Here is a 21,395-nt window from a genome sequence, read left to right on the forward strand (position 1 = left end):
CGATGAAAAGAACTTTAACTATTTTTATGTTAACGATACTACTAATAATAAGTTTTAGTGCATGTTCTAAAAAGGAGAATCTATTTCCTGCAAACGGTATATTAATCATTGGAGATGAAAATAAAATTTCACCAATTATTAATCGTTATCAGGAAATTACGAAAGTAAATGAAGTGTTTTCTGTGAAAACAGGTATTTATGGAAACGGACACGTATTAATTTTAAATGAATCTACAGCACAAGCATTGATTAAAGCTAAAGTTTTTCGTGAACGAGACAATGGTTCTAATTATATACCTGTAAATACGTTACCGAAATTCCCAAAAGGGGGTTCGCTACTGTTTGCACAAGACGACGAAAAGACTTTGAAAAGTATTAAACTAGAAGGAAAAGAGATTCCTGTCATATACGATAGTGACGCTTGGATTGGTAACAAACGTATTTATCCAACGCAACGGTATGTGATTGTATCAAAAAACAATGTATATAAGGAAATAAAAGCAAATGAAACAAAATTGCATCTTCTTCAATTTAAAAAATCTATAGGTGATGAAAAACCTAAAATGTCGACAGATAATTCATTGGTTAATGAAAATATCAAAGTAAAAAAGCTAATTAAAGGTTTGGAAGGAGAAGTATCTTTTCAGTTTGTAACGATTGGAGAAAAATCTTAAAAAAGAGTTCGAGGTTGATAGAAACTTTATCAACCTCGAACTCTTTTTAGTTTATAGACCATTTATATAAAATAGATTACATTACTTCATTTAATCGAGTCTCGTTTGTTTCCTCAATTGCATTTGTATTTTGAACCGAATTATTTTGAGCTTCTTTTTCTTTACGAGACTTTTGTAGCATTTCAAGTATGATCCATAATGGAACACCTTTATCTTTTAACATCTTCCATAAATCTAATTCGTTAAATTTATGCTCAGGTTGTTTCATTTCTTTTTCAGATGAACGAATATCGAACTTGATAGGATCATTTACTTTCTTACCTTCAAGTTTAGTAGAAGAGATAGTATTATGCTCAAGAGTAGATGGAGTTATTTTAGTAGGTTGAGATAATGTATGAATGTTTGATCCGATTTGCATGATTTTTCCTCCTTTTCAAGCAATGAAATTAGTTTTCTTATGGTTTTTAAATTTATTTAACATGAGGAAACTATATCTAATTATAAATTCAAATAAACAGATTTACAAGATGTATTGTAAAAAGTAAATGCTTACTTGAATTAATATTTATCAACATTTGTATATGTTTTCTATATATACAACGTATATAAAATACTTTACATTATGTTTAAGTTATTAAAGCAGGCTGTGGATTTTTTAAAAGAAAAATATAAGCGTTTTATTAGGGGGGGAGAAAGTATGGGAAAGTTATTTTTAAAAATATGTTTTTTTGCATTAATGACTGTAGGTTTATTCTCAGCGAAAATTATATACGCTGAAGAGGGTCACCAAAATAATTATCCGATCATATTAGTGAATGGATTTGCTGGATGGGGTAGAGAAGAAATGCTTGGCGTAAAATATTGGGGCGGTGTTCATGATATACAGGAAGATTTAAAAAGAAATGGTTATACTGTACATACCGCAGCTGTTGGACCTGTTTCTAGTAACTGGGACCGTGCATGTGAATTGTATGCCCAAATTAACGGTGGAACAGTAGACTATGGTGCCGCACATGCCGAGAAACATGGACATAATCGTTTTGGCAGAACTTATAGTGGCTTTGTACCGAATTGGAGTGAAACAAATAAAGTTCATTTAGTTGGGCATAGCATGGGTGGACAAACGACTAGAGCATTAGTACAGCTATTAAAAGAAGGTAGTTTTGAAGAAAAGAATTATGTAAAAAATCACCCGAACACCAAAATATCACCACTATTTGAAGGTGAGAAATCATATGTTCATAGTGTTACAACATTAGCAACCCCTCACAACGGTACAACACTTGCGGATGGTAGTCTTCTGCTATCGTTCGTTAAAGATTTACTCATTACAGCTGCAAGTTTTGGAGGAAACAATAATTTATCGTTATATGATTTCAAATTGGATCAATGGGGTATAAAGAAGAATGCTGGAGAGTCTTTTTTTCAATATACTGATCGCATTATAAATAGTTCACTTTGGAAAAATACAAAAGATATAAGTCAATGGGATTTAAGTACAGATGGTGCAAAGGAGTTAAATAATTGGGTAAAGACGCAATCTGATGTGTATTACTTATCCTATAGTGGACATGCATCACAAGCAGCACCTATAACAGGTTTACATTTACCTCATATAACGATGAATAAAGTGTTAATGGGGAATGCATTTTTCTTAGGTTCTTATGCGAGATATGAAGAAAACCGTCCATTAATTGATACTTCTTGGTGGCAAAATGATGGTGTAGTAAATACAAATTCTATGATTGCACCTTCTTCTAATACTGCTGTAAATAATAATGAATCTTTACAGGTTGGAAAATGGAATCATATCGAAACGAAAGCAAATTGGGACCATCTCGACATGGTAGGATTAAGTGTTTCAGACACGTTAGGTTTTTCTAGCATTCAAGAGTTTTATAGAACAATTGCTGAAAAGCTATCACATTTACCGAAATAGGTAATAATAAAGCGCTCTCGATGGAATTCGAGAGCGCTTTATATTATATTGAAAGGGGGATTTGATAGAAAAATATAGGGGGATATTATGAAAATTCAAGTTGTACTATCAGGATATGGAACAGTAGGCAGAGAGTTTATAAAATTATTAAACGAAAAATATTCATATATATATGAAACATATGGGATTCAATTAGTTGTAAGTGGTGTATTAGGGAGAAATATTGCAATACATAATGAAGATGGCTTATCTATTCACCATTTATTGATGTATGGTGGCGGTACTGCTGCAATTGAAAAATATTTAGACTATTATCCGAAGGAACGTGCAACAAATGGGATAAATGGTACTGTATTAGTAGAATCAACTGTTACAAACCTTAAAGATGGAAATCCCGGGAAACACTATATGAAACAAGCGATTGAGAAACATATGGATATAGTTGCAATTTCAAAAGGCGCACTCGTTACAAACTGGAGAGAAATAAATGAAGCAGCAAAGCAGGCAAATGTACGAATTCGATATAGCGGTGCAACTGCAGCCGCATTACCAACACTTGATATTGGTCAACTTAGTTTAGCTGGTTGCCATATTGAAAAAATAGAAGGAATATTAAACGGGACAACAAATTATATTCTTTCGAAAATGAATGAGGAAGATGTTACGTTTGAAGAAGCACTGAAAGAAGCCAAAAATAAGGGAATTGCTGAAACAAACTCAATATTAGATGTAAGTGGTTCTGATAGTGCGTGTAAATTATTACTTTTGACAAACATTTTAATGGGAACAGAGAATACGCTTACAGATATACATATAAAAGGAATCGAACATGTTACAAAACAACAAATTCGAAATGCGAAGGAACAAAATAAATATATTAAATTAATAGCTTCAGCAAATAAGGATAAGGATGGTAACGTGGTTCTTCATGTAGAACCGTCCGAAATAGATAGAGATCATCCGCTAGCAAAAGTAAATGGTACAGAAAAAGGGGTTACGTTCTTTACAGATACGATGGGCCAAGTTACTACAATTGGTGGAGCATCAAATCCACGTGGAGCCGCAGCAGCAGCGTTAAAAGATGTAATTAACTTGTACCGAAAAGATTTATAAGACCGTACCGCCCTTTATAAAAAATACATATGTAGTGGACCTTTTGAGAATGAAATAAATGTGTAAAAATAATTGCAGGGGGTAAGAAATTGTTTAAAGATTTTAAAGTTGTGAAAGATCGTCCCGTTTATATTCAATTGAAAGATTATTTAAAAAAGATGATTATGAAAGGGCATTTGCTCGGGGATCAAAAAATACCTTCAACAAGGGAACTAAGTGAATTATTAAGTGTGAGCAGAAATACTGTACTCGCTGCTTATGCAGATTTGGAGCAAGAAGGGCTCATTTATGCAGTTAAAGGAAAAGGAAATTTTGTTGCGAAGGTTGATATAAGCAACACTTCGTCTGTTGAAATAAATTGGAAAAATAAACTTAATACAGTTACCCTATTAGCGGATGAATTAGATTTAATGAAACATGGTGTTCGCTGGGAAAAAGGAATGATTGTTTTTAATAGCATTGCTCCGGATGAAAAGCTATTTGATGTGGAAAATTTCAAAAGAGCTTTTCTTACTCGTATGTCCATTGAAGGAGATGTCGTACTAAACTACGGATACGCAAAAGGTTATAGATCGTTAATGAATTATCTACTTCATTATATGGAAATGAAGGGTGTAGATATATCGAACAAAGATATTTTAATTACAAATGGATTTACAGAAGGATTAGACATTGTATTATCCTCGTTGTCAAAGAAATCAGGGCGAGTTATTTGTGAGAATCCAACTCACCATGCTGCGTTGAAGCTGTTCCGCTTACATGGCCTTGAAGTTCATGGTATTGATATGAATGAGGATGGTCTTGATACGAATCAAGTTGAAAAAAGCTTGCGTGAAAAAGAGTTTGATTTTGCATATTTAATTCCTTCCTATCATAATCCAACCGGTATTGTTACAAGTTCAGAGAAAAGAACGGAACTGATGAGATTATTTTCAAAATATAAGGTTCCTATTATAGAAGATGGATTTAATGAGGAACTACGTTATTCAGGTTCACATTTAGCACCATTATTAACTTTTGCTGGCGCTGGTAATAATGTGATTTATATTAGTAGCTTTTCGAAGGTACTTTTCCCTGGTTTACGTGTAGGATGGATCATTGCAGATAAAGAGCTGATCCATCATTTAGAAAGTGTAAAAAGAGCAAGAACAATTCATACATCTACTTTAGATCAAGCTGTTCTTTTTCAATATTTACATGAAGGATATTTTGAAAAATATTTAAAAAAGGCAAGGTCTGTTTATAAGAAAAAATATGAGTTAGCTGTTGGGGCGTGTAACGAGTACATTCCGTTTCAAAGAATGACCGGTGATGGTGGACTTCATTTATTTATAGAGCTAGAAGAGCATATTAATGCCCGTACACTTTTGCAAAAGTGTTATGAGCAAGGAGTTACATTTTCTCCTGGAGATGTTTTTTACTCTGATGGAGGAGGAGCGAATACTTTTCGATTAGGATTTTCACGTCTGAAAGAAGAAGAAATAGTTCGGGGAATTAAAATAATCGGTGGTACAATAAAAAATGAAATTTGGAGTTGAGGAAATGAGAATTGGCGTTATTATGGGAGGAGTATCCTCTGAAAAACAAGTATCAATTATGACTGGAAATGAAATGATTGCACATTTAGATAAAAGTAAGTATGACATAGTTCCAATTATGTTAAACGAAAAAATGGATTTAATCGAAAAAGCGAAAGACATTGATTTTGCGCTGCTCGCATTACACGGAAAATACGGAGAAGACGGGACTGTTCAAGGAACGCTTGAAAGTTTAGGTATTCCTTATAGCGGGAGCAATATGTTATCTAGCGGTATATGTATGGACAAAAATATTTCGAAAAAGATTTTACGTTATGAAGGAATAGAAACACCAGATTGGATTGAACTTACAAAAATGGAGGATCTAAATCTTGATGAGTTAGATAAGTTAGGATTTCCGTTAGTCGTAAAACCAAACTCTGGTGGGTCAAGTGTTGGAGTAAAGATTGTCTATAATAAAGACGAATTAATTTCAATGCTGGAAACTGTGTTTGAATGGGATTCTGAAGTAGTAATAGAGAAGTATATAAAAGGTGACGAGATTACATGTTCCATTTTTGATGGAAAACAGTTACCCATCATTTCAATTCGACACGCGGCGGAGTTCTTTGATTACAATGCGAAATATGATGATGCTGGTACTATTGAAGAAGTTATTGAACTTCCAGTTGAATTGAAAGAACGTGTAAACAAAGCGTCACTGGCTTGCTATAAAGCATTAAAATGTAGTGTTTATGCAAGGGTTGATATGATGGTGAAAGACGGTATTCCATATGTAATGGAAGTTAACACATTACCAGGAATGACACAAGCAAGTCTACTACCAAAAAGTGCAGATGCAGCGGGAATTAATTATAGCAAACTATTAGATATGATTATTGAAACTTCATTAAGAGTAAGGGAAGAAGAAGGGTTTTAAGTAGCGGTATCATGAATACTTTTGACAGTAACATGAAGTATGTTATGATGAATACAATACAAAATTAAATATTTATCCACTAGGGGGGCCTATTATAGGCTGAGATCAAATGGGAATTTGAGACTCTTAGTACCTGATCTGGTTAATGCCAGCGTAGGGAAGTGGGAAAGACATTGCTATTTCATGAATAAATACTGTCAATTTCACTTTCTTTACGCCTGTAAAGAAAGTTTTTTTATTTTAAAGCGTTAATAACTGTGGATAAATACTTATATTAAATTAATTATTGGAGGAATTTAAATGACTTTTTCACAATCATTACGTAAAGAAGTAGATTCAATTTGGAAAGCAAGTTTTAACCATCCATTTGTAAAAAAACTTGGTGAAGGAACTTTAGATTTAGCTAGTTTTCGCTATTATGTGCTTCAAGATTCATATTATTTAAGTCACTTTGCTAGAGTACAAACTTTAGGAGCTGCAAAAGCATTGGAATTAGAAACGACAGCTCGTATGGCACACCATGCCCAAAATACATATGAGGCGGAATTATCATTACATGAGAATTTTGCGAAGAAACTTGGGATAACACAAGAAGAAAAAGATAATTTTATCCCTGCTCCAACTGCATACGCATATACTTCACATATGTATCGTGCTGCGTATGAAGGACATTTAGGCGATATCATTGCAGCAATTTTACCTTGCTATTGGCTGTATTATGAAATTGGTGAGCGTTTAAAAGAGTGTCAGCCAGAAGAGCCAATTTATAACGAATGGATTTCTGCTTATGGATCTGATTGGTTCCGCACATTAGTTGAAGAGCAAATTACACGATTAGATGCAATAGCTGAAAAAGTAACAGAGGCAGACCGAAATCGAATGAAACAACATTTTATGATTAGTAGTCAATATGAATATTCATTTTGGGAAATGGCTTATACTTTAGAAAAGTGGCCAGTGAATACAGAAGTAAAAGATGTAATTGGATAAAGAATAGGAGTAATGTTATAGATAGGTATGGATAATACCTACCTATCTATATATTTTTTCTTATCAGATTTGTGTAAAGTCGATAGTGCTGGGGATATGGCGAAATGGCATATCGATAAGTTAGTTAATTTAATTTTCTACGCATTAACTGGATAAACTTCTGCCACATGTATTAAACAATCAAATGGATTAACATATTTCGTTACTGCTCCAACTTCAGATGCACAACGTAATGGAATGAATTTCTACCTTGAACGTACAGGATACGGCATTATGGTTATTGAGAAATAAATTGAACTTAGTAAGCATGAAGATATGACGCTAGAATTCAAATTTTATAATTTCTATTTATAAAAATGAGCCCATAGTAAAAATAGGTATATGAACAAGGTGCATCATCTAGTGATAAGTCATACTTTGTTGGTGTATGTATTTAACTTAGTTTATAGCGCTATTTTTACTTAGATGTAACGAACAAAAATATAGGAAAGCATCGATGGGGTTGTATTTTATAAACGGAGGTCATGAAAATGAATCAGTTTCAACAAGAACTAAAAGCGCTAACCCTTAATGATTACCGGTCTGGAAATATTGTATATTGGGACCAGCAAAACCAATATCCATATTATTACTATATTGAAGATGCTGCTCGTCGCTGTGGCGGTTGTGGTCGTTGCGGAGGTTGTGGCGGTCGCTGTGGTGGGTTTCGTTGTGGTGGATTCCGTTGTATTGGTTGCTTCGGTTGTTTTGGTTGTGGAAGCTGTGGCGGTTGTGGTGGTTGCTCTAATTGTTTTAATGGTACTTCTGATACTACGGGTACTATTGTAACATATGAATATTAACTACATTTATCAATTAAAAAACATTAGCTTTATACATGTACATGCCGACAAAGAATATAGCCATCGCTAATGGATATATTCAATCATTCAAGTGAAAGAGTAACAATAAGATATATTGGTATAAATCAAGATGAGATAGATAAAGCAATGACTAGATTTAAAATCTAATCATTGCTTTTTTCTTATGGTTTTACCATCAAATATTATCGAACAGAAATGTAGACGTTGTTATTACAATCGTACATCAAATGAATGTTTTAGTGTTAATGAGTGTAAAGCAAAGCATGCCCGACTGGTGGAGAGTTACGCCAGTTGAGTAGATACTTGGATACACAGTCTAAAAAGACTGATGAACTAAGAAAGGGAGCGCCGAGTGGTTTAACACCTGAGGTTGTCAGGAAATTCAATAGACAAGGTATACCGGATAAAGATATCGATATTATGTATGATCTTAGCCCCTCGTATGTTGGGAAAAGAAAAAATGGAAACGAGCGGGTAATTGGAAAGAGCCAGCTGATATGAGAGAAATAAAAAGGGGTGGAGCAAATGCCTGAAATAGTTGATGTGAAAGCCATGTCGGATGATGAGTTTGTAAAAAAATATAAAAAGCTAGTTTACAAGTTTGTATGGAGAAAGTACGGAGCAGTTTTGGGACCGATTAAAAGTACTACGGGTTTAGATATAGAGAATTTAATTCAAAGGTTTACTAAAAGCGAGAAGAGACTTTAACCCTGTATATGGATATGGGTGCAAATTTTCCACTTTAGCGATTCCTAAAATATACGGAGAAACTACAAAAGCGATTATAGGTAATCAAAAGGTCAAGGTAACACGAGACATATTTTATTTGAAAGGCAGAATCCAAAGGGAAGGATTAACAGAAGAAAAACCAGAGACCATCAGTCAACAATTAGGCGTATCTGTTGAGGATGTAGGAGATGCTTTACAGTATCAACAAATTCCAAGTTCTTTAAGTGAAGTAATGTATTGTTCAGGCGGAGAGAAAGCCGAAATTACAATTGAGTCAAAGCTTGTTGATGAAAGTCCAATACGTAAAATCGAAGAAATTGAAGGAAAGTTAGTAATGCGTTCTTTTATAAATACGTTACCAGATATAGAGTTAATGATTTGGGATATGTACTCAAACCACATGTCACAGGGGAATATCGGAAAGCGTGTAGGGGTTACTCAAACTCAAATTAGTCGGATTCTAAAAAAATCAATCAAAGAGCTGCAGCTTTTGGAAAAGCGCAGGGAGTTGCAAAGTAGTGCCAATTTTGAATGTTATACAGAAAGGTGGAGTTGCACTATGTTTTGGTTAGGATGTTTTTTAGGATACATTGCAGGTTCGGTTATTACATGTGCGCTATTCTATTTTGGATTTAGAGCAGAGGAAAATAAGAAAGCAGATTTGAAAAGAAAAGAATGATGGAAATCAATTTCAATACAATTTGAATTTTGTAGAAAAAGAGCAGCTAGCAAAATCTAACTGCTCGATAGATTAAACATAGTAATTTTAACATTTATACTTTCGTAGTGGGATAAGCGATTAATATTTTTAATTAAATTGGATCGCCAGGATATTTTATTGCAACAAACCTACGATTTCCAACTTGTGCTGATGTTATAGTCTCACTAAGTTCTCCTATATTCGCTATAACACGATAATGAACTGGATCTGGTGGTGTTATCGGGTCTCCAGGGGAGTCTACTCATGTAAATGTGGAGTTAAAGGGGTATAAAAAATTCCCATCACTACCGACTGAAAAGTTGCCGGATACAAATGTTTCTGTTAACAACAAATTATCGCGGAATAACTGATAGTTAATGGTGTCTATGTTAAAGAAACTACTTTGATCTACTCCAATCTCAACAACAATCTCTGTTCCCATAGTCGCATTTAATAGGACTCTGTCACCAATATTTTCTATAGGAACAATGACCTCCATAATTCTTAAGTTATTTGTATTTGGAGGAAGATCTATAGATTCAGGTACTGGTGTAAGGGGAGTAAAAAATAGAGTAGGTCCTGTAGGCCCAGTTGGTCCCGTAGGCCCAGTAATACCGGTAGGTCCAGTTAGTACTTCCAGTGGGTCCAAGTGATGCCAGAAGGCCCGGTGATGCCAGTAAATCCTGTTGCTCCAGTGAATCCAGTACTGTCCTGTAGTACCCGTTGTTCCAGTGGGACCTGTAGGGAATTAAAAAGGTTGCATAGGTGGAAGTGTAGGTCCAATCGAATCCGGATTTAATGCAGCAGAAGATAAAAACTCGTCCAATATAATTCACCTCTGAAAAATTCGTATTACTAATAGTAAATGTGGGAGTAGAGTCAAAGGAAATGGACAAGCGTTTGTATATGTGAAATTTAATAAAATAGTTATTTGGGGAAGATTGGTAGCTGAAATGCTAGATATCTAACTTTTCAGCTGGGTGTTTATCCATTTTTATTACGGGAGTTTTTCAACTTGCTATTAGAAGAAATAACTCCGCAAAATATAGCAATAAAAATTGCAGCCCAGGTTCCCATGGACATAGAAATCCCTCCTAGTAATAAAATGAATTACTTCTATATTTTAACATTATTAGATGGATTGGAAAAGAAGGAGACGAAGCACAATAAATTTTGAATTTTATAAGAAACGAGGTGTGTTGGTGTAAAGGTGTGGGAAGGAACTGAGGGTCATTACACATATAAAATTACAGAGAAGGACGACAAGTTTGATGTAACGATAGATTTGTTAGGCGATAAAGAATACATGTGGTTTAAATCCTATTCAGGAACTAGAGCTTATTTAAAAAGAGAGTATTACTTTACTGGGCGGATGAAACGGATTTCTTAATATAAAGCGTTATTTTATTATAGAAAGTATTAGATTTTACTATGTTAATGCTATAACAGCAAGAGTTAAGCCCAACGTATTTAATGAATTAGAATATGGTCCTACATTAACAGTAAGAGAACTTGTTATACCTGGAGGTGTAGTGAAAATTGCGGGTGCTGATACAGAAGTGAATCCTGCAGTATATCCTAGAGAAGTACCTGAGCCAGTGATTGAATTATTATTAAGATACATGGTGATACCTGCCGCATTTCCTCCTGGTTGAATAATAACTTGCACTTCATAGATTGCCAAATAGGTTCTTCCACCTTCGAGTAAAACAGTTGTTGGTGGTGCGAATGAGATTGCTGTACCATTAGAATTTACCACGGTATCTAGTGGAATCGCAGAATTTACAGAAACTATTGCTGGGGTAGTTTGAACAACATTTAAACTGTTAGCCGTGGGGGATGGACAAGAACAAGGTTTGTGAATTTTAGAATTGTTATCATTTTGGTAATTCACAAATAATCATACTCCTTTATGTAAGATAATTTTTTATCCTATAAAACGTAACTTTTTGTGTATATATGTTATTTTTAACAAGTTTGTGAAAATTAGCTGAAAAGTGTTGGTCAGTCAATTCTTAAAAGTATTTAATACTTAGGGGTTTCAAAAGGCATCCGATAAATATATATGAATGTTTTTTCAAGAACATTACTGTAAGTTAGGAAGTGCAATAAAATAGTTATTTAATAATAAAATCGTGTACAAAAAATGTACACGATTTTATAAAAATTATGTCTTGCGTGCTCATTGCAATCTATGTTTATTGTATGTAAAACGTGATGTTATACATTGCAATACATTTAAAGAGCACTCTTAAAAGTGCTCTCTCACCAAAACTAATATTGAAAAAGATTATCACATGATATTTTATGTATGTTCTTAATAGATGTGCAGTTTAAAAAATCTTTCTTTTACACAACAAAGCAGCTAGTTAACTAAACTAACTGCTTGTTGTACAAAAGAAACGCTGCGCTTACAGAAATAGTTTGTAACTTTAAGTTACAAAAATAGTATGAACAGGGTTAAAGATGTTATTCAGAAATGAAAGGGAACAAAATAAAAAAGAGCACCATGCATAAGTGCTCTTTAAGATAGGAGGTAACACTTTGAGCTGGATGATTAGGTTAAAATTATATGGTGTAGAAAAGAAATAAGAACTAAAATTTTTTTCAATTTCATAGAAAAAAGCAGCTAGCAAAAGCTAACTGCCTCTCACAAGCACTGCTAAAAGGAACTACTTTGGGGAAAAAGTAGCTTGTACTTAGTGTTACCGAAAAATTGGAATTTATTCGAGAAAATGAAAAGTTGAATTACTAAATAAAGTCCATATAAAGAGCAGATAGCAAAAGCTAACTACTCTCTGAAAAAACGTTAAGAAGGAAGTTCAGAACTCAAGTGTATTTATAGTATGGACAAGGTTTATGGCTTTATTCAAGGAGGGATGGATAATGTGCACTTATTGGGAAAACGCAGTTAAAGAATTCTTTAAGAAGCAAGAGTCGGAACGCAATAAAAAAGCAGTTAGCAAAAGCTAACTGCTTAGTGAATAAGAAGAACGTAATGGTCATTCGTATTCAACCTTGGTGTATCTATATTGTTAACATGTTTTAGAAATTTATTCAATAAAAGAGCAGCTAGCAAAAGCTAACTGCTCGGCTTTCGACCAAGAAAGCTAGAGTGGGAAAAAACAGCTTTTTAAAGCCTTATTTATAGTGTTAGATAATTTTTAGAATTTTATTCGCTTAAAAACATAAAAAAAAAACAGCTAGCAAAGCTAACTGCTCCAATCATGGAATGTGGTTTGAAATGGGTTATCTATAGTATTGACGGAATATTAAGTTTTATTCAGACGTAGAAGGTCTTTTGCAAAGAAAAAGGCTAGGATTTCTCCTAGCCAGTTAAAGGGTATTCGTGCATAGACGAATTTACTTATATTATAGCGTAATAAATAACTGTTCGAGATGTTAATGCTGTTAAGTTTTTTTTACTAGATAATTACATTTGTAAATTGAGTGTAAAGTTAGATTTAAAAAAATCCTTTTAAAGCGAGGTTAGAAGAATGGAAGATAATGTGAAGGTTTTAGATGATGATGGAATGCTAGGGATGGAATTTAAGGAACAAGCAATTCGTGTATATAACACAGAAGGTAATGTGATCGAATTACTTTCTACGAGAGTGCAGACTCAAGAAGTTATCGATTTTCTTGAAGAGTGTAAAAAGGAAATGAAATAAAAGTTCATTAGAGTAGATCGAACGGAGGGAAACTGTATCGTATAAATCAAAAGGAAATTCCAGATAAGGAAATAAGCATTATGTACGATCATAGATTTACTTATGTTGGAAATCTTAAAAAGAAGTGGGAAAGTGAGGGGAAATGGAAAGGACCGACTGATATGAGAGAAATAAAAAAAGGCTAGGATTTCTCCTGGCAAAGAGTTACGCGGTACAGAAAGGTAGTTGTGTGCAAATCAGATATTTGCAAGTTCATTATATAACGTTTATCGGGTGGATAGGTTGAATCACAGCAATCTTTACGTAGGTTTTACATGATATTGAAGTTTTTGATAAAGACCAAATTTGAATTTTGTACAGAGATGGGGAATTAAAGTGAAAGATGTAAAGATAGAAAACATTTGTGGGAGTGTACGTATTTTTGTAGATGATACTGGAAAAGTGGTTGCAGACCCATTGTTAATAAATCTTGATTTGGCTGGATCTATTAATTAAACCATTGAAAACTAAACAAAAGCGTTATTTTATAGTGATGCAAAAAGAGTACATATCGAATATGTACTCTTGAAAAAAGGAAGTATATATAAGTGATGAAACACTATGCTACAACATATGCTTGTCTCATTTAAAAGTGCAAGGAATATAACAAAATAGTTATTTTAATTAAAAAGAGCACAATATGCCCTAAAGGTGCTCTTTGACCAAGAACTATATTTTGTATTTTTATAGTCCGTATAAGTATATGGATTTTGTAAATAAAGAGTGAATCAATTTTTTAACAAAATCTTTAGTTTATGCAAAAAAGACAACATCCGAAGGGGGATGTTGTCTCAACAAATGTAAAATTCTATGAAAGAAAAGAGGAGATACAATAATATATGCTTGTCCAGTTTAAATGTGAAAAGATTTTAATGAAAATGCTATTTTAATAAGGGATGATTCTTATTCAAAAGCGGGGCCGCATGGAAAGCTTAAAAATGTTCTTCTTAGATGTATTAATAGTTAGGGAAACATAAATCTGGAAATAAAACTTGATGTTCTGGGATTAATCGAAGGTCAATAGTGGTGCTCGCCAAGGATTTATATTTTATTTCTAATTCAGCTAGTGTAACTAGGTGATGAATACCTAAGCCATGCTGGATGCTATGTTTAGAAAGAGTTGGACCAATTTGTAACTTTCGATTTTTCATAGCTTTGTTCCATGGACTGTAAAAGAATTTTAAAACGAAGGCAGGGTACATGTAAACGATAAATGAATGACTTGACCAATGCCTTCCGGCTGTATAGTTACCATGTGAATAATTGTGAATTAGTCTGCCACCCTTGTAAGGGGCAAGTGGATTAGGATGGATTATTATCCCATGATAACGCTGTTTGACAAGGGGAATGCCGTATCTCGGATTGGTATAACCGTGAGAAGGTTCATCCACCATCAGAATAGTCCTAATGGAATACATGTTTTTTCCTAAAGTAGCAAGAGAAGAGAAAAAGTCTTCCTTATCAAAACAGCAAAGAAATTCAGTGGTATTTAAAACCATTTTCCATCCCGAAATTTCTTTTTCTATTTCCATTACTTCTTGATCAACTAATAAGGCATCAAACTCTAATACTTTTGAATCTCGGATTTCCCAATGAGGTGCAAATAATCTACATATGTCTACTGAACGATCAGTAGACCCTCGATTAATAAGGATACCGTGATCAAATAGTTTTGTGTGGTGCATTAACCACCAAGGGAGTAGATACTCTTCATTATAAAAATGGGAAATTACAGTTGTATTAATAAAAACACCTCCTTATAAAAGCAGCTAAAATATGCATGTCTATATAAATATATGTTTAGTTCATACAAGTGTGTAAAAACACATTTAAATAAAAATTTCATTTGATAAGTATTCAAAAATCAAAAAAGAGCACTTAATAAAGTGCTCTCGTGACGAGATTCATTTTGTAAAGACTATTTCAATTTATAAAGAAAGGAACACAAAATATTTTATGAAGTTATTTTCGATTAAGTGTGTATCTTTTATACAAAATTTTATTTTATAGGAAATGAAAAAGAGCACCATTATATGGTACGCTTCTATGAATCAGCACACCATTCATATATTGTTAATGTTTGTGAGTCATGAACAATTAAATGTTTTGAAAGGTAAGGATTCAAGACAATAGTATGTAAGATGAGTATAAATTGTTACAAAAAAATAAAAATTAGTCAGCAAAAGCAAAATGATTAGCTCTCAATGGAAAATACAATGCATTATTAGAAACCCATGATACAAACAACTATGTTGTGAGGATTAAACTTTTTCAAAAAAACTTCATTTGATATTACTCTAGAATGGAATTATTGAACTTATAAATTATTATGTTTTTTCGTTTATTGATAAAATAAACACGTTGATAGGAGTAATAACGTTTTCCTTTAAAAATATGCGTTTTTATTAGTAAATTAATCTAAGCACTGGATAAATAGATGCGTATACTTATATTATGTGAGTTGTGAATGTAATTAAACTAAATTTTTATAGTTTAATTATTAGTAACTATTTTTATTCTAAGAAAAATGAATATTTAAAATATTCCACGCCATTAAAATTGAGTGTTTCTTAGTATAAGAATATTCTCTCAAAATTATAAAATAAGGAGGAAATAAATGAAACATAATGATTGTTTTAATCATAATAACTGCAATCCGATTGTTTTTTCAGCAGATTGTTGTAAAAATCCACAGTCAGTTCCTATTACGAGCCAACAATTAAGTCAATTAATTACTTTACTAAATTCATTAATACCAGCTATTTCAGCATTTTTTGCAAATCCAAGTGATGCAAATAGAGTAGCGTTACTCAATTTATTTAATCAATTTTTAATTTTCTTAAATTCCTTACTATCTTCCCCAGAAGTTAACTTTTTGAAACAATTAACTCAAAGTATTATAGTTTTATTACAATCTCCAGCACCTAATTTAGGACAATTGTCAACATTATTGCAACAATTTTATAGCGCCCTTGCACAATTCTTCTTCGCTTTAGATCTTATCCCTGTATCCTGTGACTCAAATGTCGATCCTGCAACTTTACAACTTCTTTTTAGTTTATTAATTCAATTAATCAATGCTACTCCAGGGGCGACAGGTCCAACAGGCCCAACAGGCCCAACAGGTCCTGGAGGTGGAGTAACAGGCCCAACGGGCCCAACAGGTCCTGGAGGTGGCGCGACAGGTCCAACAGGTCCAACAGGTCCAACAGGAGCAACAGGTCCAACAGGAGCAACAGGTCCAACAGGTCTAACAGGTCTAACAGGTTTAACAGGTCCAACAGGCCTAACAGGTCCAACAGGAGCAACAGGTCCAACAGGTCCAACAGGCCTAACAGGAGCAACAGGCCTAACAGGAGCAACGGGAGCTGGAGCAGTTATTCCGTTTGCATCAGGTGGACCAGTAGCATTAGCAACTGTTTTAGGTGGATTAGCTAACACAGGAGCACTTCTTGGATTTGGAAGTTCATTCTTCCCTGTAATTGTCCCACCTGGTGGCCCAATTACTATAGGTCCTGTACCTCCAGTATTTGATTTCGCATTTGTAGCTCCTCGCGCAGGTACAATTACTTCGTTAGCAGGATTCTTTAGTGTAACGGTAGCGGTTGCTTTAGCATTAGGAAGCATACAAATTCAAATGCAGTTGTACAGCGCACCAGCAGCAAGTAATACTTTCACTCCAGTAGGTACACCGTTACTATTAACACCAGCATTTAGTGGTCTTATTGCTATCGGTAATACTGCAAGCGGTATTAGCGCACAAGCAATTGCGGTCGCTCCACAAGATAAGATATTACTTGTTGTTTCATCAACTACACCTGGTTTTGATATAGCTACTGCTATTACAGGCTTCGCAAGTGCAGGTATAACATTCGTATAATCACTTGTAAGTTTTGTAGTTGAAAATTTTGATATAAGAAAAGAGATTGTCAAAAAAGTATCCACAGATTAACTTTGTAAGACAGTCTCTTTTCTTTATTTGTTTTTATACATTATGCCTGGTGGAAACCATTAAATATGCTTAGAGAATCTGGTGGGATTTTGTTAAGTTAAATGATCACTGCTAGTAAATTACATAATAATAGACGTAAAAAAATAAAGGTTTACAGCCGATTGTGGATTACGAACTAATTTCATACATATATAAAGGTATATATCTAAAATATTTAAAGTTTTAGCCTTATATATGTAAGGATTGAGACGTGGGAGGATTATATTTGGACCAATTATCATTTTTCAAGCATATAGAGGAGAAAGAAATCCGCCCTTTCGTGATAGAAGAGTTGCGGAAATACAGAGTGTTACGTATTAGATTCCAAAATCAGCAAGAAAGAACGGAACTGGGAACAGAATTGCTGTTTCCTGAGTTAAAGCAAGTGGACAAACATGAGTTGAAGTATAGACAGTTAAAACAAGCTTTTGAGGAAGCTCTCGATGAGGATGAACAAAGGATTCTTGAAATGAAGTATATGAGCATTAAAGAATTGAATGATGATTATATTTATACTGTTCTTGGTATGAAACGAGGAAAGTTTTATAGAAAGCGAAAATCTGGAATCGTTAATTTGGCTACAGCATTAGGTATGATATAAAAAATAATAGAACTTTTGGGGCACTGTTTTGAGTACTAAATCGGGTCCCTTTTTACATTGAAATCGACGATACGATATTCCTATAGTTACTTGTTCTTTGAAAAGAGCATAACGTGGGGATAACGTATCTATGCGCTCATAATCAATGATTATAGCCCCTTTATCAAAACGTTACCGGAGAACGGGCAAGGGCGGTAAGAATCCGCAAAAAGGACGAAAAGACCAATTACATTTATATATTCAGCCGCGATGCGTGAGTGTCGTGGCTTTTGTGTTTCTTATTGAGCTCGGTATATTTGCTGGGTTGATTGGTGATACAAAATATTTGTGAGGCTATGTCAGAGCCTATTAAAGATGAAAATACACAAGATTATTTCGCCTACGTATATCGGTTCGAGTATATAACGCGCGGAGGAGAGAACATTCCATTATTAAATGTTTCAATAGGAATTCGGAGATTTTATCAAGAATATAAGATATTGAGTCAAACAAACCTTGATATAACAGCGTTTGTTTGACTTGTTTTTATAAAATGCAAACATAAGTTATCCAAAGATGCTTTTACCGAAGTTTTTAACAGCTTCTTCTTGCATATTCGGTAAAATATGCGAATACACACTTAATGTCATTGAAATGTCTGTATGACCTAATCGCTCACTGATAATTTTAGGGTTAACTCCTTGTTTCAATAGTATAGTAGCGTGTGTATGTCTTAAATCATGGAATTTAATTTCTTTTATACCCGCTTTGTGTGTATCTCTAATGAAACTTTTTCTAAAATGCGCTTTTTTTATAATTCTTCCAAACTCATTACAATTAATTAAATCTTGATCTTGATAAGCAGAGCCAAACCTTAATTTCTCTTTATTAATTAAAATCTTATGTCTTTTTAAGGATTCTATAGTTTCTTTAGGTACAGGAATAGTACGCTTTGATGAATTGGTCTTTGCTGTTTTTTTGATTTTATTGTCATGGCCAGATGTTTGGTTTATTGTAACGGTGTGTTTTTCAAAATCAACGTCCTGCCATCGTAAGCCTAGAACTTCTCCCATACGCATACCTGTAGTTATTGCAAGTAGATACCCAATGTGATATCGTGATTCTTGTGAATGCAAAAGAAACTTTTTTACTTCTTCCTCTGTCCAAGTTTGGATAGAGGTTCTTTCTTTTTTCGGTATCTCAGCAAACGTAGCTGGATTTCGAGAAATAATATTTTGCTTTACAGCCAGATTTAAAGCGCTCTTTAATATTCTATGCATAAGCAGAATAGAATTGTTTGCAATACCTTTATCTATCGCAGTTTTATAGCATTTTTGAATGTGCATAACATTTAATTTATGGAGTGCAACCATCCCTATACTAGGTATAACATGTTGGTTGATAAATGCCCTATAACCAACAAAAGTACTTCTTTCTATACTCATACTTTTAATTTCTAGCCAGTGATTTAGATACTCTTTTAACATAACTTTAGACGGTTCTATAAAAGTTCCTTCATTTAATTCTGTAATCTTCTTCGCAACATCAGCCTGTGCTTCTTTTTTTGTCTTATAACCAGAAAACCACTTTTGTCTTCTTTTTCCTGTCTCTGGATCAGGTCCAATGTCGACCACAATACAATATTTATTTCCTCTTTTTCGAATATGTCCTTTCACTTAAAACACTCCTTCATTTTATTTTGAATCATGTTGTATAAGCCTAGTTGTAATTTTGCTGCTATGAAAATTACATGTTTGGACATATCAGCGATGGATATATTTTACCATATTTAGATTGTTATTAAGGAATAAAAAAAGAGCCATAGGGCTTCTTCTTTGCTGTATTCATGAAAATAAAATTAAAAGCGTTTGATAAATAGCTGTAATAGTACATGTGGTTGCTAAAATACTAGCTATCCATCTTGGTGCATGGATTTTTAATAGTAAGATATAAACTAATCCAAAAGTAACTCTGATAGCAAGGAACATAATAGCTGCCTGTATAACTAATTAACAGGTGATTGTATAGTACTAAAGTCAATCTGATTAATTTAATGTACTCCTTATAATTTTTATATCACAATATATATGAGTATATTGTAATTAAAGAGGGGGGAAGGGATATTATTGTTTTACAATATAAAAGAATACTTTTTTATATTAATTATTAAACTTTCTCAATAATTTTCAGATTGACACATAACTAAAATTCCTAATTTTTGTGATATTATGAAAATAACTAAAAAACGGACATAAAAAAGACCCATGACTGTGTAAGTAGTGCTGCAACACCCTTATACTGTCTCCCTAACCACAGTAGGGAAAACACCTGTCATAAGTCTTCGTACATTAGTATAACACACAACTTAGATATAATGACACGTTTCTCTGTAAATGTAAAATACTAGGGATGACGTGTCTTTTGTCCAAAAGGAGGACAAAAATTGTGCAAGTTTTATTGGATTTTAATGATATGCAAGAAAGTCTAAAATCATCCGGTTATACAAATAGGAAGTTAGCGACGCGTTTTAAAGTAACCCATACTACTGTAAATAGTTATTTTAATAAAAAGGTTAAATTTGATTTTATGCACTTTGTAGATTCACTTAGGTTATATAAGCCTAAAGATATTAAGTTCAGAAGAAACTGCATCAAAGAGTGCATACCAACACTTTCACATAAAAATTTAAAATTGGCATTAGAAGTGTTAGACATGTTTGGAGAATATGAACTTCAAGATATGATTATTCAACAGATATATAAATTTAAGGGCAACCAAACAGAAAAGAAAAAGGGTATTTCGAAAACATTAAGAATAAACTTAAGCTTGGTTCCTTTATACCAAACATTGCGAGAAAGAAGTGAAAATAAGATTACGGCTAAGATGTTTTTTGAGAAAGTTGATAAAATGAGGAAAAATCAAAAATATACTGATAATGAACTTGTTATAATTTCGATTCTAAACACAATATATTCTTTTTTTGATTTAGGTAATTACAAGATGGTTAATGAATATATTCAACAATTATTACCCGATATTACAAAAATTAAATGTCACACTTTAAGAGATTCATTTTTATTAAGAATAAAAGAAATGGAGATTTTTGTGAATCTCCATGAAAATAAGTTAGAAGAATCTCGTCAATTATGTTTTGACATAATAAACGATGAGACAAATTGTTATGTCAGTACTAAGGCAGTAGCGTATTGTAAAATTGGAGAAAGTTATGTTTTCTCTGATTATCAGAAAGCTAAAGAGTATATGGAAAAATCACTAAAAGTTATTGGTAATCCAGCTAATAAGAAACTAGAAATAAGGAGAGAAAAAGTACTTAATACACTTTTATTTTTAAGAATACACCATAAGAAAGATTTACATACTATTAATTTTGAAGATTTAGATGCAGCTGAGAGAGCTTTTTTATATGTCAGGTTAGGTGAGAATGAAAAAGCAATTAAAATTTTACAGAATTTAAAAAATAACAACGGATATCTTAGTAGTTTTCAATTGTACTATATGGGGCTCGCGGTTGGAGGGAAAGAAGGGAAAAAATACTTAGAATTATCTATTGAAAGTTTTTCTAAATCAGGTGATTTCTTCTATATGTTTCTACCAAAAGAAGCATTGAAATGCTATAATTAAACTATAC

At 33.2% G+C, this 21,395-nt stretch carries 21 protein-coding genes, 4 pseudogenes and 1 riboswitch; of the genes and pseudogenes, 19 read left to right on the forward strand and 6 right to left on the reverse strand.

Translation table 11 applies throughout. The annotated features are described in order from the left end of the window. The first annotated feature begins 2 nt into the window (after nucleotides 1-2). Nucleotides 3-674 (forward strand): lipoprotein BA_5634 family protein, encoded by a 672-nt coding sequence (locus tag V7S50_RS13955; RefSeq protein ID WP_242253559.1) that lies wholly within the window; start codon nucleotides 3-5, stop codon nucleotides 672-674. 76 nt (nucleotides 675-750) lie between these two features. Here the strand turns inward: V7S50_RS13955 and V7S50_RS13960 are convergent, their stop codons facing one another. Continuing rightward, nucleotides 751-1,092 carry a DUF3914 domain-containing protein gene (locus tag V7S50_RS13960; RefSeq protein WP_075307100.1) on the reverse strand — a complete coding sequence of 114 codons (342 nt, stop codon included), beginning with the start codon at nucleotides 1,090-1,092 and terminating at the stop codon, nucleotides 751-753. 279 nt (nucleotides 1,093-1,371) lie between these two features. On the opposite strand from V7S50_RS13960, the gene V7S50_RS13965 reads away from it, so the two are divergent. From V7S50_RS13965 to V7S50_RS14015, 11 genes and pseudogenes are all read left to right on the forward strand, one after another. Next, nucleotides 1,372-2,613, forward strand: coding sequence for an esterase/lipase family protein (locus V7S50_RS13965; RefSeq protein WP_242253339.1), 1,242 nt, complete (start codon nucleotides 1,372-1,374; stop codon nucleotides 2,611-2,613). An 87-nt stretch (nucleotides 2,614-2,700) separates the two neighbouring features. Then, entirely contained in the window at nucleotides 2,701-3,726 is a 1,026-nt protein-coding gene (locus tag V7S50_RS13970) for a homoserine dehydrogenase (protein ID WP_242253340.1), read from the forward strand. 89 nt (nucleotides 3,727-3,815) lie between these two features. Further along, entirely contained in the window at nucleotides 3,816-5,264 is a 1,449-nt protein-coding gene (gene pdxR, locus V7S50_RS13975; RefSeq protein WP_242253341.1) for a MocR-like pyridoxine biosynthesis transcription factor PdxR, read from the forward strand. A 4-nt stretch (nucleotides 5,265-5,268) separates the two neighbouring features. Further along, the gene (gene ddlB / locus V7S50_RS13980; protein ID WP_242253560.1) at nucleotides 5,269-6,183 is read left to right on the forward strand and encodes a D-alanine--D-alanine ligase; all 915 of its coding nucleotides are present in this window, start codon (nucleotides 5,269-5,271) and stop codon (nucleotides 6,181-6,183) included. A 71-nt stretch (nucleotides 6,184-6,254) separates the two neighbouring features. Then, nucleotides 6,255-6,360: riboswitch (TPP riboswitch) on the forward strand. Between the two features lie 123 nt (nucleotides 6,361-6,483). Next, entirely contained in the window at nucleotides 6,484-7,173 is a 690-nt protein-coding gene (tenA, locus tag V7S50_RS13985) for a thiaminase II (protein ID WP_242253343.1), read from the forward strand. Between the two features lie 171 nt (nucleotides 7,174-7,344). Next, nucleotides 7,345-7,464 (forward strand): N-acetylmuramoyl-L-alanine amidase C-terminal domain-containing protein, encoded by a 120-nt coding sequence (locus tag V7S50_RS13990; RefSeq protein WP_242253561.1) that lies wholly within the window; start codon nucleotides 7,345-7,347, stop codon nucleotides 7,462-7,464. Nucleotides 7,465-7,697: 233 nt separating this feature from the next. Beyond that, nucleotides 7,698-8,015 (forward strand): heterocycloanthracin/sonorensin family bacteriocin, encoded by a 318-nt coding sequence (locus tag V7S50_RS13995; protein ID WP_242253344.1) that lies wholly within the window; start codon nucleotides 7,698-7,700, stop codon nucleotides 8,013-8,015. Between the two features lie 17 nt (nucleotides 8,016-8,032). Then, nucleotides 8,033-8,183: pseudogene (locus tag V7S50_RS14000) on the forward strand (site-specific integrase); the annotation flags it as partial. 144 nt (nucleotides 8,184-8,327) lie between these two features. After that, nucleotides 8,328-8,537, forward strand: coding sequence for a hypothetical protein (locus V7S50_RS14005; RefSeq protein WP_336376442.1), 210 nt, complete (start codon nucleotides 8,328-8,330; stop codon nucleotides 8,535-8,537). Nucleotides 8,538-8,561: 24 nt separating this feature from the next. After that, nucleotides 8,562-8,744, forward strand: coding sequence for a hypothetical protein (locus tag V7S50_RS14010; protein WP_242253346.1), 183 nt, complete (start codon nucleotides 8,562-8,564; stop codon nucleotides 8,742-8,744). Between the two features lie 31 nt (nucleotides 8,745-8,775). Beyond that, nucleotides 8,776-9,192: pseudogene (locus V7S50_RS14015) on the forward strand (sigma-70 family RNA polymerase sigma factor); the annotation flags it as partial. 535 nt (nucleotides 9,193-9,727) lie between these two features. Here V7S50_RS14015 and V7S50_RS14020 read toward each other — a convergent pair. Beyond that, nucleotides 9,728-10,078, reverse strand: coding sequence for a hypothetical protein (locus V7S50_RS14020; protein WP_435817079.1), 351 nt, complete (start codon nucleotides 10,076-10,078; stop codon nucleotides 9,728-9,730). On the opposite strand from V7S50_RS14020, the pseudogene V7S50_RS34045 reads away from it, so the two are divergent. Further along, nucleotides 9,999-10,217: pseudogene (locus tag V7S50_RS34045) on the forward strand (hypothetical protein). The gene V7S50_RS14020 and the pseudogene V7S50_RS34045 sit on opposite strands and share 80 nt — an antisense overlap. On the opposite strand, the gene V7S50_RS14025 reads toward V7S50_RS34045, so the two are convergent. Then, on the reverse strand, nucleotides 10,214-10,291 hold the full coding sequence (locus V7S50_RS14025; protein WP_277930142.1) for an exosporium leader peptide-containing protein: 78 nt from the start codon (nucleotides 10,289-10,291) through the stop codon (nucleotides 10,214-10,216). The pseudogene V7S50_RS34045 and the gene V7S50_RS14025 overlap by 4 nt on opposite strands. A gap of 384 nt (nucleotides 10,292-10,675) precedes the next feature. On the opposite strand from V7S50_RS14025, the gene V7S50_RS14030 reads away from it, so the two are divergent. Continuing rightward, nucleotides 10,676-10,855 (forward strand): hypothetical protein, encoded by a 180-nt coding sequence (locus V7S50_RS14030; protein ID WP_242253348.1) that lies wholly within the window; start codon nucleotides 10,676-10,678, stop codon nucleotides 10,853-10,855. Nucleotides 10,856-10,894: 39 nt separating this feature from the next. Here the strand turns inward: V7S50_RS14030 and V7S50_RS14035 are convergent, their stop codons facing one another. Then, the gene (locus tag V7S50_RS14035; RefSeq protein ID WP_242253350.1) at nucleotides 10,895-11,359 is read right to left on the reverse strand and encodes a hypothetical protein; all 465 of its coding nucleotides are present in this window, start codon (nucleotides 11,357-11,359) and stop codon (nucleotides 10,895-10,897) included. A gap of 1,603 nt (nucleotides 11,360-12,962) precedes the next feature. Between V7S50_RS14035 and V7S50_RS14040 the strand changes: the two genes are divergently transcribed. Next, nucleotides 12,963-13,136 carry a hypothetical protein gene (locus V7S50_RS14040; protein WP_242253352.1) on the forward strand — a complete coding sequence of 58 codons (174 nt, stop codon included), beginning with the start codon at nucleotides 12,963-12,965 and terminating at the stop codon, nucleotides 13,134-13,136. A gap of 995 nt (nucleotides 13,137-14,131) precedes the next feature. Here the strand turns inward: V7S50_RS14040 and V7S50_RS14045 are convergent. Then, complete coding sequence (locus tag V7S50_RS14045) at nucleotides 14,132-14,860, reverse strand: glycosyltransferase family 2 protein (protein WP_242253354.1); 729 nt, start codon at nucleotides 14,858-14,860, stop codon at nucleotides 14,132-14,134. Nucleotides 14,861-15,792: 932 nt separating this feature from the next. On the opposite strand from V7S50_RS14045, the gene V7S50_RS14050 reads away from it, so the two are divergent. The 3 genes and pseudogenes from V7S50_RS14050 to V7S50_RS14060 all read left to right on the forward strand — a co-directional run. Further along, on the forward strand, nucleotides 15,793-17,055 hold the full coding sequence (locus V7S50_RS14050; protein ID WP_242253355.1) for an exosporium glycoprotein BclB-related protein: 1,263 nt from the start codon (nucleotides 15,793-15,795) through the stop codon (nucleotides 17,053-17,055). A 337-nt stretch (nucleotides 17,056-17,392) separates the two neighbouring features. Then, nucleotides 17,393-17,767 (forward strand): ArpU family phage packaging/lysis transcriptional regulator, encoded by a 375-nt coding sequence (locus V7S50_RS14055; protein WP_242253356.1) that lies wholly within the window; start codon nucleotides 17,393-17,395, stop codon nucleotides 17,765-17,767. Between the two features lie 317 nt (nucleotides 17,768-18,084). Continuing rightward, nucleotides 18,085-18,240: pseudogene (locus tag V7S50_RS14060) on the forward strand (pPIWI_RE module domain-containing protein); the annotation flags it as partial. Between the two features lie 72 nt (nucleotides 18,241-18,312). Here the strand turns inward: V7S50_RS14060 and V7S50_RS14065 are convergent. Further along, on the reverse strand, nucleotides 18,313-19,422 hold the full coding sequence (locus V7S50_RS14065) for a site-specific integrase (protein WP_242253358.1): 1,110 nt from the start codon (nucleotides 19,420-19,422) through the stop codon (nucleotides 18,313-18,315). A 769-nt stretch (nucleotides 19,423-20,191) separates the two neighbouring features. On the opposite strand from V7S50_RS14065, the gene V7S50_RS14070 reads away from it, so the two are divergent. Then, the gene (locus V7S50_RS14070) at nucleotides 20,192-21,388 is read left to right on the forward strand and encodes an AimR family lysis-lysogeny pheromone receptor (protein ID WP_242253360.1); all 1,197 of its coding nucleotides are present in this window, start codon (nucleotides 20,192-20,194) and stop codon (nucleotides 21,386-21,388) included. The last annotated feature ends 7 nt before the right edge of the window (nucleotides 21,389-21,395 follow it).

Source organism: Bacillus sp. CCNWLW194, assembly GCF_037120585.1.
GTDB classification, from domain to species: Bacteria; Bacillota; Bacilli; order Bacillales; family Bacillaceae_G; genus Bacillus_A; species Bacillus_A basilensis.

Coding starts and splice junctions, on each gene's coding strand:
- V7S50_RS13955 (WP_242253559.1), top strand. CDS start 3: ATGAAAAGAACTTTAACTATTTTTATGTTAACGATACTACTAATAATA.
- V7S50_RS13960 (WP_075307100.1), bottom strand. CDS start 1,092: ATGCAAATCGGATCAAACATTCATACATTATCTCAACCTACTAAAATA.
- V7S50_RS13965 (WP_242253339.1), top strand. CDS start 1,372: ATGGGAAAGTTATTTTTAAAAATATGTTTTTTTGCATTAATGACTGTA.
- V7S50_RS13970 (WP_242253340.1), top strand. CDS start 2,701: ATGAAAATTCAAGTTGTACTATCAGGATATGGAACAGTAGGCAGAGAG.
- ddlB (WP_242253560.1), top strand. CDS start 5,269: ATGAGAATTGGCGTTATTATGGGAGGAGTATCCTCTGAAAAACAAGTA.
- tenA (WP_242253343.1), top strand. CDS start 6,484: ATGACTTTTTCACAATCATTACGTAAAGAAGTAGATTCAATTTGGAAA.
- V7S50_RS13995 (WP_242253344.1), top strand. CDS start 7,698: ATGAAAATGAATCAGTTTCAACAAGAACTAAAAGCGCTAACCCTTAAT.
- V7S50_RS14010 (WP_242253346.1), top strand. CDS start 8,562: ATGCCTGAAATAGTTGATGTGAAAGCCATGTCGGATGATGAGTTTGTA.
- V7S50_RS14040 (WP_242253352.1), top strand. CDS start 12,963: ATGGAAGATAATGTGAAGGTTTTAGATGATGATGGAATGCTAGGGATG.
- V7S50_RS14045 (WP_242253354.1), bottom strand. CDS start 14,860: ATGCACCACACAAAACTATTTGATCACGGTATCCTTATTAATCGAGGG.
- V7S50_RS14050 (WP_242253355.1), top strand. CDS start 15,793: ATGAAACATAATGATTGTTTTAATCATAATAACTGCAATCCGATTGTT.